Source organism: Streptomyces sp. NPDC033270 (genome assembly GCF_055576575.1).
In genome coordinates this window covers 355976-369515 of sequence record NZ_JBVIRA010000003.1, presented here as the reverse complement: position 1 = coordinate 369515, position 13540 = coordinate 355976, and the positions used below count along the sequence as shown (strand labels likewise).

At 73.8% G+C, this 13540-nt stretch carries 10 protein-coding genes and 1 tRNA gene; 5 read left to right on the top strand and 6 right to left on the bottom strand.

Translation table 11 applies throughout. The annotated features are described in order from the left end of the window. The first annotated feature begins 535 nt into the window (after positions 1-535). The gene (gene idi, locus ACZ5XZ_RS07805; RefSeq protein WP_468975217.1) at positions 536-1147 is read left to right on the top strand and encodes an isopentenyl-diphosphate Delta-isomerase; all 612 of its coding nucleotides are present in this window, start codon (positions 536-538) and stop codon (positions 1145-1147) included. Here idi and ACZ5XZ_RS07800 read toward each other — a convergent pair. From ACZ5XZ_RS07800 to ACZ5XZ_RS07790, 3 genes are all read right to left on the bottom strand, one after another. After that, a complete protein-coding gene (locus tag ACZ5XZ_RS07800; protein ID WP_468975335.1) occupies positions 1122-1613 on the bottom strand; it encodes an ATP-binding protein in 492 nt (163 codons plus the stop codon). The two genes, idi and ACZ5XZ_RS07800, sit on opposite strands and share 26 nt — an antisense overlap. Positions 1614-1870: 257 nt before the next feature. Further along, positions 1871-1944 (bottom strand) — tRNA-Met (locus ACZ5XZ_RS07795). An 83-nt stretch (positions 1945-2027) separates the two neighbouring features. Further along, positions 2028-3686: an ABC-F family ATP-binding cassette domain-containing protein gene (locus ACZ5XZ_RS07790; protein ID WP_468975215.1), complete on the bottom strand. Its 1659-nt coding sequence runs from the start codon at positions 3684-3686 to the stop codon at positions 2028-2030. Positions 3687-3740: 54 nt separating this feature from the next. Between ACZ5XZ_RS07790 and ACZ5XZ_RS07785 the strand changes: the two genes are divergently transcribed. Further along, on the top strand, positions 3741-4511 hold the full coding sequence (locus ACZ5XZ_RS07785; RefSeq protein ID WP_468975214.1) for an enoyl-CoA hydratase/isomerase family protein: 771 nt from the start codon (positions 3741-3743) through the stop codon (positions 4509-4511). A gap of 12 nt (positions 4512-4523) precedes the next feature. Here the strand turns inward: ACZ5XZ_RS07785 and ACZ5XZ_RS07780 are convergent, their stop codons facing one another. Then, a complete protein-coding gene (locus ACZ5XZ_RS07780; RefSeq protein ID WP_468975212.1) occupies positions 4524-5177 on the bottom strand; it encodes a DJ-1/PfpI family protein in 654 nt (217 codons plus the stop codon). A 59-nt stretch (positions 5178-5236) separates the two neighbouring features. After that, the gene (locus tag ACZ5XZ_RS07775) at positions 5237-6208 is read right to left on the bottom strand and encodes a GlxA family transcriptional regulator (RefSeq protein ID WP_468975210.1); all 972 of its coding nucleotides are present in this window, start codon (positions 6206-6208) and stop codon (positions 5237-5239) included. Positions 6209-6351: 143 nt separating this feature from the next. Here ACZ5XZ_RS07775 and ACZ5XZ_RS07770 point away from each other — a divergent pair, with 143 nt between their 5' ends. The 3 genes from ACZ5XZ_RS07770 to ACZ5XZ_RS07760 all read left to right on the top strand — a co-directional run bounded on the left by ACZ5XZ_RS07770 (position 6352) and on the right by ACZ5XZ_RS07760 (position 11523). Continuing rightward, positions 6352-7221 carry an SCO6745 family protein gene (locus tag ACZ5XZ_RS07770; RefSeq protein WP_468975209.1) on the top strand — a complete coding sequence of 290 codons (870 nt, stop codon included), beginning with the start codon at positions 6352-6354 and terminating at the stop codon, positions 7219-7221. 140 nt (positions 7222-7361) lie between these two features. Continuing rightward, a complete protein-coding gene (locus tag ACZ5XZ_RS07765; protein WP_468975207.1) occupies positions 7362-9800 on the top strand; it encodes a Tex family protein in 2439 nt (812 codons plus the stop codon). Between the two features lie 520 nt (positions 9801-10320). Further along, on the top strand, positions 10321-11523 hold the full coding sequence (locus tag ACZ5XZ_RS07760) for a Cmx/CmrA family chloramphenicol efflux MFS transporter (RefSeq protein WP_468975205.1): 1203 nt from the start codon (positions 10321-10323) through the stop codon (positions 11521-11523). On the opposite strand, the gene ACZ5XZ_RS07755 is transcribed toward ACZ5XZ_RS07760, so the two are convergent. After that, positions 11468-13537 carry an FUSC family protein gene (locus ACZ5XZ_RS07755; RefSeq protein WP_468975204.1) on the bottom strand — a complete coding sequence of 690 codons (2070 nt, stop codon included), beginning with the start codon at positions 13535-13537 and terminating at the stop codon, positions 11468-11470. The two genes, ACZ5XZ_RS07760 and ACZ5XZ_RS07755, sit on opposite strands and share 56 nt — an antisense overlap. Positions 13538-13540: the final 3 nt, after the last annotated feature.

Sequence of the window (13540 nt, the reverse complement as noted above, 5' to 3'; positions counted from 1 at the left end):
CAGGCAGCACGGACGGTCCGCAATCGATCCGCATTCGATACGAACTACCCGGGCAGCGGGCGTGGCACACCTGACGCCTGGAGGGCCGGGTGGCACGTCGGCAGAGGTTATCGGATCGCCGGATGCGGCCGTTCACCGCGCATTCACCGCACGATCGAGTGACCGACGGCTGCGCCTGCCGCGATCATCATGGTGGATCGGGTGGCGCATGAACAACTGGTCAGCTGCCCGGGCACCCGATCCGGTGCCGGTTATGAGCGGGCTGGTCACGGGGCGGGCGGCTTGTGCCGGGGCAGGTGTGGTGAGAGCCATGCCGGGTCCGGGGGTGATCGCCGGACCCCGCCCGGTCGCCATCGGGCCCTCCGCATCCGCCCTTGTCAGGGACACTGCGGGCGGCTCCGGGGTGTGGCACCTCTCACGACGGGCGCACTGCGCGAACGGCGCGCGGGCGGTGTTGCGCCGCGCACCCGCTGTGCCGGTGTTGCGGACCCGGCTAGGGCAGACTTGGCGTCGAGGACCGACGACAAGGATGGGCATGCCGATCACACCTGCCAACGGACAGACCACCGCAGACGCGGCGGTGAGCACACCGGGCGGCACCGCCGAACCGATCTTGCTGGAGCTGGTCGACGAGGACGGCACGACGATCGGCACCGCGGAGAAGCTCGCGGCGCACCAGCCCCCCGGGCAGCTGCACCGCGCGTTCTCGGTCTTCCTCTTCGACGAGAAGGGGCGGCTGCTGCTGCAGCGCCGGGCGCTGGGGAAGTACCACTCCCCCGGTGTGTGGTCCAACACCTGCTGCGGACATCCGTATCCGGGCGAGGCGCCGTTCGTGGCCGCGGCCCGCCGGACCTCGGAGGAGCTGGGCCTGGCGCCCGCGCTGCTGGCCGAGGCCGGCACGGTGCGTTACAACCACCCGGACCCGGCGTCCGGCCTCGTGGAGCAGGAGTACAACCACCTGTTCGTGGGGCTGGTGCGGGCCGAGCCGGCGCCGGACCCCGAGGAGGTTTGCGAGATCGCGTTCGTGACACCGCAGGAACTGGCCGAGCGGCATGCCGCGGTGCCGTTCTCCTCGTGGTTCATGACCGTGCTGGACGCGGCCCGCCCGGCGGTGCGCGAGCTCACCGGACAGTCGGCGGGCTGGTAGCGAGCGGGATGAGCGGAAGCTCGGCCCAGATGGCCTTGCCGCCGTTCACCGTGTGCTCGACGTCGCACTTGCCGCCCACCTCCGCGGTGAGCGTCTTGACCAGCCACAGGCCGCGGCCGCCGACATCACCCTCTTCCGCCTCCAGCGCCTTGGGGCGGTAGGGGTGGTTGTCCTCGACCGCGACCCGCAGCCAGTTCGCGCCGATGGTGACCTGCACGGCGATCTGGGGCGAGAGCAGGGCGGCGTGCTGGACGGCGTTGGTGACCAGCTCGGAGACGATGAGCAGCAGGCCGTCCATGATGTCGGCGGCCACGGGCACACGCTGTTCGTCGAGCAGATCCCGCACCGCGTGCCGCGCCTGCGGCACGGAGGCCTCCAGTGCCGGGGCGGTGAACCGCCAGACACCTTCGTACGCGAGCGGGGAGGTCAGCTCTTCGGGGGGTTCTGCAGGGGGTCCGGAAGGCATCCTCACAGGAAGAGTGTTGAGAATGCGTTGGTCCGGACCGGCCTGCTGAACACAAGTCAGCATCTATCGACGCCTTATGGCCGATTCCGAGTGATTTGATCGCCCCGGCGACCGGTCCTGGTCCGTTTGTTCCTTCTCCGGGGACTCCCCCGGAGTGGCGACCGTACGATCCTCGCCATCAGGGCCGCCCGTACGGCAGACCCCGTACAGCACAGCAGGCCCGGCGCCTGAGCACCGGACCTGCTGTATCTCTTCAGTAGCGGGGACAGGATTTGAACCTGCGACCTCTGGGTTATGAGCCCAGCGAGCTACCGAGCTGCTCCACCCCGCGTCGGTTGCCCTCACACTACGGGTCGCCGGCCCCAGGACCAAATCGATAATCACCACGGGCGTCCGGGGCCGCCCCCGCGCCCCTCACACGGTCCGCTCGGCGATCCGTCCGCCGTCGACCTCGATCCGCCGCGTGGTGTGCACCGCCTCCAGCATCCGGCGGTCGTGGGTGACCAGCAGCAGGGTGCCCGGGTACGAGGCGAGCGCGGACTCCAGCTGCTCGATGGCCGGCAGGTCGAGATGGTTGGTCGGCTCGTCCAGGACGAGGAGGTTGACCCCGCGGCCCTGGAGGAGGGCCAGCGCGGCACGGGTCCGCTCCCCCGGGGACAGCGTGCGCGCCGGACGCAGCACATGCGCCGCCTTCAGGCCGAACTTGGCGAGCAGCGTGCGCACGTCGGCGGGCGGCATGTCGGGGACCGAGGCGCGGAAGGCGTCCATCAGCGGCTCGTCGCCGAGGCCGGGTGCGCCGAAGAGCGCTCCGCGCGCCTGGTCGACCTCGCCGACCACCACCCCGGGGCCGAGCGACGCCTGCCCGGCGTCCAGCGGGAGCCGGCCGAGGAGGGCGGCGAGCAGGGTGGACTTGCCGGAGCCGTTGGGGCCCGTGATCGCGACCCGGTCCGCCCAGTCGATCTGCAGGTCCACCGGGCCGAAGTGGAAGTCGCCGCGCCGGACGCCGGCGCCGCGGAGCGTGGCCACGACCGCGCCGGCCCGGGGCGCGGCGGCGATCTCCATCCGCAGCTCCCACTCCTTGCGCGGCTCCTCGACGACCTCCAGCCGTTCGATCAGGCGCTGGGTCTGCTTGGCCTTGGAGGCCTGCTTCTCGGTGGCCTCCACCCGGCCCTTGCGGCCGATCTTGTCGTTGTCCGGGGCCTTGCGGCGGGCGTTCTTGACGCCCTTCTCCATCCAGTTGCGCTGGGTGTGCGCGCGGGTCTCCAGGGCGGACCTGGTGTCGGCGTACTCCTCGTACTGCTCGCGCGCATGGCGCCGGGCCCGCGCGCGCTCCTCCAGATAGGAGGTGTAGCCGCCGCCGTAGGAGTTGACCTGCTGCTGGGCGAGGTCGAGCTCGACGACGCGGTTGACCGTACGGGCCAGGAACTCGCGGTCGTGGCTGACCAGGACCGTGCCCGACCGCAGCCCGGTGACGAATGATTCCAGCCGTTGCAGACCGTCCAGGTCGAGGTCGTTGGTCGGTTCGTCCAGCAGGAAGACGTCGTAACGGGACAGCAGGAGGGAGGCGAGCGAGGCGCGGGCGGCCTGGCCTCCGGAGAGCGTGGTCATCGGCTGGTCGAGGCCGATCGAGAGGCCGAGCTGGGCGGCGGTCTCCTCGGCGCGCTCGTCGAGGTCGGCGGCGCCCAGCGCGAGCCAGCGCTCCAGCGCCGTCGCATAGGCGTCGTCCGCGCCGGGCCGCTCCTCCACCAGCGCCTGGGTGGCGTCGTCCAGGGCGAGCTGGGCCTGGGCCACGCCCGTACGGCGGGCGAGGAAGGCCCGTACGGTCTCCCCGGGGCGGCGGTCGGGCTCCTGCGGGAGGTGGCCGACGGTGGCGGTGGGCGGGCTGAGGGAGAGCGTGCCCTCCTCGGGGGTGTCCAGGCCCGCCAGCAGGCGCAGCAGGGTGGACTTGCCCGCACCGTTGGCGCCGACGAGGCCGATCACGTCGCCGGGGGCGACGACCAGATCGAGACCGGAGAACAGGACGCGCTCGCCGTGGCCGGCGGCGAGGTCTTTGGCGACGAGAGTTGCTGACATCAGGCCGCCGATCGTATCCGGCCGCACCCTCGACGGTCGCTCTAATATCCGGGCATGGAACCGGGTCTGAAGACACACGTCAGCGACGGCACAGCGACCGTCACCATCAGCAACACCGGCAAGCGCAACGCGATGACCGTCCAGATGTGGCGGGACCTGCCGCCGCTGCTGGAGCGGCTGGCAAAGGACGGCTTCGTGCGGTCGCTGGTGCTGACCGGCGAGGGCGGGACGTTCTGCGCGGGTGCGGACATCGGGGCGCTGCGGGATGCCGCCGGTGAGTCGCAGGGCCTGGCGGTGGCGGCCGAGGAGGCGCTGGCGGCCTTCCCCGGGCCGACGGTGGCGGCGGTCCGCGGCTACTGCGTGGGCGGCGGCGCCCAGCTCGCGGCCGCCTGCGATCTGCGGTTCGCGGAGGAGGGGGCGCTGTTCGGGGTCACGCCGGCCAAGCTGGCGGTGGTCTATCCGGCGTCCGCCACCCGGCGGCTGGTCCGGCTGGTGGGGCTGTCCACCGCCAAGTACCTGCTGTTCTCCGGCGAGTTGATCGACTGTGCGCGGGCGCTGCGTACGGGCCTGGTGGACGAGGTGCTGCCCGAGGGCGAACTGGGCAAGCGGGTGGCCGAGTTCTCGGCCGTACTGGCGAGCCGGTCGCTGCTGACGCAGACCGCCGCGAAGGAGCTGGCCAACGGGACCTGGGACGTACCGCCGGACGAGGCCGACGAGCGCAGCGCCTTCTGGACGGCGCAGGCGCGCGCCAGCGGCGACACCGAGGAGGGTGCCGCCGCCTTCCTGGAGCGCCGGGCGCCGCGCTTCACCTGGCCGGCGGGCTGACGCCCCCGGGCCCTATGCGCCCACGTCCTCGCCGGTCAGGATGAACCGGCTGCGCTCCCGCAGCAGTGCGGTGACCTCGGCCGGCGCCTTGTCCGGCGCACCCGCGTCGTAGGGCGGCTGCGGGTCGTACTCGATGCCGAGCTGGATCGCCTGGGCCACGGCGTCCCCGGCGATCCGGCCCGCCAGGGCCAGCCCCATGTCGATGCCGGACGAGACACCGGCCGCCGTGACGTACTTGCCGTCGAAGACCACCCGCTCCCCGGTCGGCTCGGCGCCCAGGGCCGGCAGCGCGTCCAGCGCGAGCCAGTGGGAGGTCGCCCGGCGGCCCTTGAGCAGGCCCGCGGCGCCGAGGATCAGCGAACCGGTGCAGACCGAGGTGGTCCAGGTGGTGCCGGCGTCCACGGCGCGGATCCAGTCGTGCAGCGGGCCGTCGTCCATGTGCGCGAGCTGCCCCGGGCCGCCGGGGACGACCAGGATGTCCGGGGCGGTGACCTCGCTCAGCGCGGCGTCGGCGACCAGCCCCAGCGAGCCGACCTCGTTGCGGTAGGTGCCGGTGCGCTCGCCGACGAACACCGTCTCCGCCCCCGGGAGCCGGCTGAGCGTCTCGTAGGGGCCGATGGCGTCCAGGGCGGTGAAGCGGTCGTAGAGAAGGATGGCGATCTGCATGTGGGTTCCTGTCGGTCGTGGTGACGTAAGGGGCGGAGGGGGTGTGGCGGGTCGGTGGATCAGGCCGGCTGCGGGGCCGCCCCGGCCGGTCTGAAGCGGCGCCGGTATTCGGCCGGGGAGGCGCCCAGGACCTTCAGGAAGGCGCGGCGCATCGCCTCCGGGGTGCCGTAGCCGCAGCGGCGCGAGACCTGCTCGATGCCGTCGACGGTGTCCTCCAGGCAGCGGCGGGCGGCCTCCAGCCGCACCCGGTCGACATAGCGGCCCGGCGTCATGCCGACCTCCTCGCGGAACGCCCGGGCGAAGTGCCGCGGGGAGAGCCCGGCGCGGTCGGCGAGGGCGTCGACGCAGAGGTCGGCGGCCGGGTTCTCGGTGATCCACTGCTGGACGTCGCGCAGCGGCCGCCGCTGTGCTGTCTGGGCCGCGAGCTGGGCGCTGAACTGGTTCTGGTTGCCCGGCCGCCGCAGGAAGACCACCAGATGCCGGGCGACGGTCAGCGCCAGGTCCCGGCCGTGGTCCTCCTCCACCAGGGCCAGCGCGAGGTCGATACCGGCCGTCACGCCCGCGGAGGTGGCCAGGTCGCCGTCCCGTACGTAGATCGGCTCGGGCTCCACCCGCACCGCGGGGAACCGCTCGGCGAGGGTCTCGCAGAGCATCCAGTGGGTCGTCGCGCGGCGGCCGTCCAGCAGTCCGGCCTCGGCCAGCAGCAGCGCCCCGCTGCAGACGGAGACCTTGCGCCGGGCGCGGTGGGCGTTGTTCCGCAACCAGTCCACCAGGCGGGGGTCCGGTACCCGGGTGCCCTCGCCGCCCGGCACCAGCAGGGTGTCCGGCGCCCCGGCGGCGGACAGTGCGAGGTCGGGTACGAGGGTCAGGCCGCTGGTGGTGCGGACCGGGGCGCCGTCGAGGGAGGCGGTACGGATCCGGTAGGCGCCCGGGACTCCCAGGGCCGCGCCGTGGAAGACCTCGACCGGTCCGGTGACGTCGAGGGCCTGCACGCCGTCGAAGAGGACGACCAGCATGTCGCGCTGTTCCATAGGTCCATCGTGGCCAGCCGGGCCGATGGCGGCAATGACGGATTCCCCACCTTTTCTGCCATGCGCGGGTACGGCGCGGACGTCCGGCCGGTTCCCGTCGCCCTGACACCGGGGCCATACCGACGGGTCGGTACTCTGCCCCCATGACCTCATCCAGCGCACTGCCCGCACAGGCCGGCCGGGCCTGCCACAACGTCGTCAACCCCTTCCACTCCACGCACTACTTCGCGCCGGAGCTCCCGGCCGAGATGGCCCGGATCGGCATCGAGCACCGCAGCGCCGGCTACTTCGCCTGCCGGTCCGCGGCCATGGGCGCGGTGGGCCCCGGCACGGTCACGGCCACCTTCTACAACTTCAACCACGACCTCGTCGCCCAGCACGTCCCGCACGTCTGGTCGCTCGCCGCGCCCGAGACCGTGCTGGCCGCCCGGCTGCGCGCCGCGGACGCCACGCTGCGCCGGCTCCTGGGCGACGAGGCGGTCGAGTCGCCGGAGATGGCCGAGGCGGCCAAGCTGGCGCTGCGCGCCACCGAGGGCTGCACCCGCCACGCCCGGCCCCTGTACGCCGCGCACGCCGACCTGCCCGTACCGGACGCCCCGCACCTGGCCTACTGGCACGCCGCGACACTGCTGCGCGAACACCGCGGCGACGGCCACCTGCTGGCGCTGCTGGACGCCGAACTGGACGGCCTGGAGGCCCTGGTCAGCCACACCGCCAGCGGCCGCGGGATGAGCTACCGCGGCGTCATGGCGACCCGCGGCTGGGCGGAGGAGGACTGGCAGGCCGCACAGGAGCGGCTGCGCACCCGCGGGCTGCTGGACGCCGAGGGCGAGTTGACCGAGGCCGGTGTCCAGCTGCGCAAGGACCTGGAGGTCCGCACCGACCGGCTGGACCGGGCTCCCTACGAGCACCTGGGCGCCGAGGGCGTGGCCAGGCTCACCGAGTTGGCGACCGGCTTCACCACCACGGCCATGAACGCCGGCGCGTTCCCCCCGGTGCTGTTCGGCAAGTAGACCCCCGCGGGACGTCCCCGCCGGGGTGTGCGTGCGGCTTCTCACACCCCGGCGCGCACGGCTGGGCGGCGCGACAGCCCCGCCCGCGACCCGGCACAATGCAGGCTCAAGCAAGCGCTGGAAGGCGGGGCAGGATCAACGTGACGGCAGCCACTGAGCCCATCGGGGCCCTCGGGTCCATCGAAGCCAGGATCGCCGGGGAGCTCGGCGTCAAGGAGCGGCAGGTGAAGGCCGCGGTCGAACTGCTCGACGGTGGTTCGACCGTCCCGTTCATCGCGCGCTACCGCAAGGAAGCCACCGAGATGCTCGACGACGCGCAGCTGCGCTCGCTCGAGGAGCGGCTGCGCTATCTGCGCGAGCTGGAGGAGCGCCGGAGCGCGATCCTGGAGTCCGTACGGTCCCAGGGCAAGCTGGACGCCGCCCTGGAGGGGCAGATCCGCGGCGCCGAGTCCAAGGCCCGGCTGGAGGACATCTACCTCCCGTTCAAGCCCAAGCGGCGCACCAAGGCGCAGATCGCACGGGAGGCGGGCCTGGAGCCGCTCGCCGACGGGCTGCTGAGCGACCCTTCGGTGGAGCCGGCCGCGGCCGCCGCGGCGTTCGTGGACGCCGACAAGGGGGTCGCCGATCCGGCGGCCGCTCTGGAGGGCGCGCGGGCCATCCTGACCGAGCGGTTCAGCGAGGACGCGGATCTGATCGGCGAGCTGCGCGAGCGGATGTGGGGGCGCGGGCACGTCGCGGCGAAGGTGCGGGAGGGCAAGGAGGAGGCCGGCGCGAAGTTCGCCGACTACTTCGACTTCGCCGAGCCGTTCACCGAGCTGCCCTCGCACCGGGTGCTGGCGATGTTCCGCGGTGAGAAGGAGGAGGTCCTCGACCTCACCCTGGCGCCGGAGGCCCCGTCGGAGGCCACCGAGGGCCCCAGCTCCTACGAGCAGTCCATCGCGCACCGCTTCGGCATCGCCGACCGGGGCCGCCCGGCCGACAAGTGGCTCAAGGACACCGTCCGTTGGGCCTGGCGCACCCGCGTCCAGGTGCACCTGGGGATCGATCTGCGGCTGCGGCTGCGGCAGGCCGCCGAGGACGAGGCGGTGCGGGTCTTCGCGTCGAACCTGCGCGATCTGCTGCTGGCGGCGCCCGCCGGGACGCGCGCCACGATGGGCCTGGACCCCGGCTTCCGCACCGGCGTGAAGGTCGCGGTGGTGGACGCGACGGGCAAGGTGGCCGCCACGGACACCATCTATCCCCATGTACCGCAGCAGAAGTGGGACGCCTCGCTCGCCACGCTGGCGAAGCTGGCGCGGGAGCACGACGTCGAGCTGATCGCGATCGGCAACGGCACCGCCTCCCGCGAGACCGACAAGCTGGCGGCCGATCTGATCGCCGCCCAGCCGGAGCTGAAGCTGACGAAGGTGATGGTCTCCGAGGCCGGCGCCTCGGTGTACTCCGCCTCCGCGTTCGCCTCGCAGGAGCTGCCGGACCTGGACGTGTCGCTGCGGGGCGCGGTGTCCATCGCCCGCCGGCTGCAGGACCCGCTGGCCGAGCTGGTCAAGATCGACCCGAAGTCGATCGGTGTCGGCCAGTACCAGCACGACCTGTCCGAGGTGAAGCTGTCGCGCTCCCTGGACGCCGTGGTCGAGGACTGTGTGAACGGCGTCGGTGTCGACGTCAACACCGCGTCCGCGCCGCTGCTTTCGCGGGTCTCGGGCATCAGCTCCGGCCTCGCCGAGAACATCGTCGCGCATCGGGACGGCAACGGCCCGTTCCGCTCCCGCAAGGCCCTCAAGGACGTGGCACGGCTCGGCCCGAAGGCGTACGAGCAGTGCGCGGGCTTCCTGCGGATCCGGGGCGGCGACGACCCGCTGGACGCCTCCAGCGTGCACCCCGAGGCGTACCCGGTGGTGCGCCGGATGGTGGCCACGGCGGCCACCGAGGTGGGCGCGCTGATCGGCAACACGTCGGTGCTGCGGGCGCTGAAGCCCGCGGACTTCGTCGACGACTCCTTCGGTCTGCCGACGGTGACCGACATCCTGCAGGAACTGGAGAAGCCGGGCCGCGACCCGCGACCGGTCTTCAAGACCGCGACCTTCAAGGAGGGCGTGGAGAAGATCGGCGATCTGCAGCCGGGGATGCTCCTGGAGGGCGTGGTGACCAACGTCGCCGCCTTCGGGGCGTTCGTGGACATCGGCGTCCATCAGGACGGCCTGGTCCACGTCTCGGCCATGTCGAAGAACTTCGTCAAGGACCCGCGGGACGTGGTGAAGCCGGGCGACATCGTGCGCGTCAAGGTGCTCGACGTCGACATTCCGCGCAAGCGGATCTCGCTGACGCTGCGGCTGGACGACGAGCCCGGCAAGGGCGCGTCGGCGGGCGGTGACCAGCGCCGTGGCGGCGCGGGCGGCGCGGGCGGCGGGCGCGGACCGCGCGAGGGCGGCGGCCGGGGCGGTGCGCCGCGGCAGCGGCAGGGCGGTGGCCAGCGCGGCGGGGACCGCCGTGGCGGCCGCGACGCGGGGCCGGCCAACGACGCGATGGCGGACGCCCTGCGGCGGGCCGGCCTCCTGGGCAAGGAGCGGGGCGGGCGCTGAGGCCTCGACCCCTGAAGCAGCGTTCTCCAAGCGCCTGCTGACGTTCCGTCATCTTCCACGGCCGTCAGTCCGGGCAGCCGCCTGCCGGTGGCTGAGCGGGCTGACGGCCGCGCCGTTGGTGGATCGGACAGGCCGGGCGGGGCCGTGTCGCAATTACGTGGACGGGGTGGACGGGGCTCGTTATTCTGCGTCCATGTCCAGCCCCGAGGCGTCAAGACGCTAGCCACCGGTCGTCCGGTGGCTTCTCGCGTTGCCCGGCCACACGGAGTGCCCACGCCGCACGGCGTGCCCGCCACGTCCCGCCCGGCCCGCGCCGCCTCGTCGCGCGTTCATCTCCACGGCTGCGCTCCCCTGCCATCGGATCGCCGTAGTACGGGCTCTCTTCCGACCTGACGCGGGCTCTCCCGTGTGCGCGGCCCCAACTCGGCTGCCAGGTCGTCTTCCTGCGCGGTAGCCGCATGCGTCGTGCACGCGTCTGCCGCCGCACCGTATCGATCCTCTGTGGTTGCGGAGTATTGCTGTGCCCTGCTTTCTCTACCTGCTCGGACTGGCCGTCTTTGCCCAAGGCACGTCCGAGTTCATGCTGTCCGGTCTCCTCCCCGGCATCGCCGCTGATCTGGGTGTCTCGCTTTCGGCCGCGGGCGCGCTGACCTCGGCCTTCGCCGTGGGAATGGTCGTCGGCGCGCCGCTGATGGCGCTGCTGAGCCTGCGCTGGCCGCGCCGCCGCGCGCTGCTGGCCTTCCTGATCACGTTTCTGCTGGTCCACGTCCTCGGCGCGGTCACCACGAGCTACGGGGTGCTGCTGGCCACCCGGGTGGTGGCGGCACTGGCCAACGCCGGGTTCCTGGCGGTGGCGCTGGCCACCGCGACGGCCGCGGTGGCCCCGGACGCCAAGGGCCGCGCCACGTCCGTCCTGCTCGGCGGCACCACCATGGCCTGCGTCGCGGGCGTACCGGCCGGTGCGTTCCTCGGTGAGCTGTGGGGCTGGCGCTCGGCGTTCTGGGCGGTGGCCCTGGTGTCGGTGCCCGCCGTGGTCGCGATCGTCCGGTCGGTACCGGCCGGGGAGGACCGCGAATCCGCCCAGGAGCACGGCAGGCCGGCCACCCGCCGTACGGAACTGCGCGCGCTGCGCGCCCCGCGGCTGCTGGTGACCCTGCTGCTGGGCGCCCTGGTGAACGGCGCGACCTTCTGCGCCTTCACCTACCTCGCGCCCCTGGTCACCGGCGTCGCCGGCATCGCACCCGGCTGGGTGCCGGCGGTGCTCGCGCTCTTCGGACTGGGCTCCTTCGCCGGCGTCACCCTCGGCGGACGGATGGCCGATGCCCGCCCCGTACGGCTCCTGGTGACGGGCGGGGCGGCCCTGCTCCTGGGGTGGGCCCTTCTGGCGCTGACGGCGGGGAGCCCGGCCGCGGCCGTCGTGCTCGTCCTCGTCCAGGGAGCCCTCTCGTTCGCCGTCGGCTCCACCCTGATCTCGCAGGCGCTCTACGCGGCGACCGGGGCGCCGACCCTGGCCGGCGGGTTCGCCACGGCCGCGTTGAACGTGGGCGCGGCGATCGGCCCCTGGCTGGGCGGGGTTGCCCTCGCCGCCGGGCTCGGCTATCGGGCGCCGGTGTGGATCAGCGCGCTGCTGGTGGCGTCCGCCCTGGTGGCGGGCGGGGTGGCCCGGCTCAGCCCGCGCCGGCGTACCCGCGCATGCGTTCCAGCTCCGCCGCGACATCCGTGAGTGTGGCGCAGTCCGGAACGGGACGCAGATCGGGGTCCGCCACGGCGGTGTCGCGACGGCGGCGCGGGTCCTCCAGGGCGTCGGCCATCGCGGACAGCGCCCGGCACAGCCGCTCGGACTCCTGTCCGTCGGGGCGGTGGGCGCCGTGGTCGAGGCGTACGGCGCAGGCGGTGGCCGCGTCCACGACGCGTTCGGCCGCGGTGACCACGGTCAGCCAGTCGGGGTTGCGGTCGCGGGCGGCGAGGAGTTCGGCCGCGGCGGTCTCCGCCGCGGCCCTGGCCTCCGCCAGCGCCCGGTAGGCGGCCCGTCGCAGCGCCAGCCGCCGGGTGGGGTCGGCTCCCGGCTCCGACTCCAGTACGTGCCGCAGGAACCGCTCGGTGGCGCGCAGCGCCGAGGTGACGCGCTGGCCGACCCTGCGGCGCGGGTCGGCGAGCTGGGGCAGGTGCCCGACGATCAGGACGATGGCGCAGGCGATGGAGGTGTCGACGATCCGCTCGGCGGCGGGGAGCGCGGTCAGATGCGGGTACGCCTGGCCGAAGGCCGTGGGGGCCGCCCCGCCGACGTCCACGAACGACAGCACCATCAGGGTGATCGCCACGGTCTGCAGCGCGAAGTGCCGGGTGGCGAACGGCAGCAGCGCACCGCCCGCACCGGCGACCAGCGCCGGCCACCACGCCCCGGTGAGCAGCAGCCCCGCCCCGGCGAAGACCAGCACCCCGGCCACGGTCCCGGCGAAGCGGTTGACCGTACGGGAGAACAGCGGCCCGAGATCCGGCTTGACGAGGAAGGTGGCGGTCACCGGGAGCCAGTACCAGTGGTCGGCGCGCAGCAGCAGGGCCACCGAGGCGCTCGCGGCGATGCAGACGGCGACCCGGAGGCCGTAGTGCCGTCCGGCGGGGCCGAGCAGGCTGCGCCCGCGCCGGGTCCACCGCTCCGCGAGGGCGCCCAGCCTGCGGCGGACCGCCTGTACGGGCGGCACGGCCCCGGTCGGGCGGCCGGACGGGGGCGGCGCCGGCTCCCTCGCCGCGTCCGCCTCCGGCTCAGGCCGGGGCGACGGCTCGCGGCGGGCGAACACCACCGCCGCGTCCAGCAACGCCTGGTCGAAGGCGCCGCGTGCGGCCGTGCTGGTCTCGGGGGCGGACAGCCGGCCCGGTGGCCGCCCGGTGCGCAGCGCCTCGGCGAACCGGCGGGGGCTCTCGGCGACCCGGGACGGCAGCGGGCGGGCCTCCCACAGCAGCGCGACGCTGGCCTCGCACAGCGCGGTGGCCGCGGCGAACCGCTCGGTCAGCAGCAGCTCTTCGGTGCGCGCGGGGCGGCGCAGCAGCCGGCTGGTCAGGCGGCGCAGCCGCAGGGCCTCGTCGGCGCGGTCCAGGGCCGCGGTGAGCCGGCGCCTGGCGGGCTCGGCACCGGGTCCGCCGGCCGCGCCCAGGGCGTCGGCGAGTGCGTCGAAGACCGTGGCGACCGCCGCCCGCTCACCGCTGAGCGCGCCGCCCGCGGGGCGCGGTGAGCGCAGTACCAGGCGCAGCACAAGCAGCCACAGGCAGCCGGCGAGGACGTAGAGGGCCTTGGTCCAGGGCGCTCCGGGCAGCGGCATTCCGGCGCCGAGGACGGTGGTGGCCAGCATCTGCATACCGGCGTTGGAGCGCACCGGCCCCGCCACGCTGCCCGCGCCGGAGACGAAGCCGACCGCGAACAGCGCCGGAACGATCCACCAGCCCGCACCGGCCGCCTGCAGCGAGGCGCCGATCAGCATGCCGAGCGCCGAGGCGAGGGCCGGCAGTCCGATGTGGACGATGCCGGTACGGCGGGTGCCGGGGCGGTCGTTGACGCCGGCCAGCATCGAGCCGAGGCCGGCCAGCACGCCGGGCGCCGGATGACCGCTTGCGATGCCCGCCCCGAGCAGCGGCCCCGCGCACAGCGCACCGCGGGCGACGGCGGCCCAGGGCACGGGCAGCCGCTGCCAGCGGAACGGATGCGCCAACCAGGCGGGCACGGCGCGCGGCGCGCGGAGCATGGG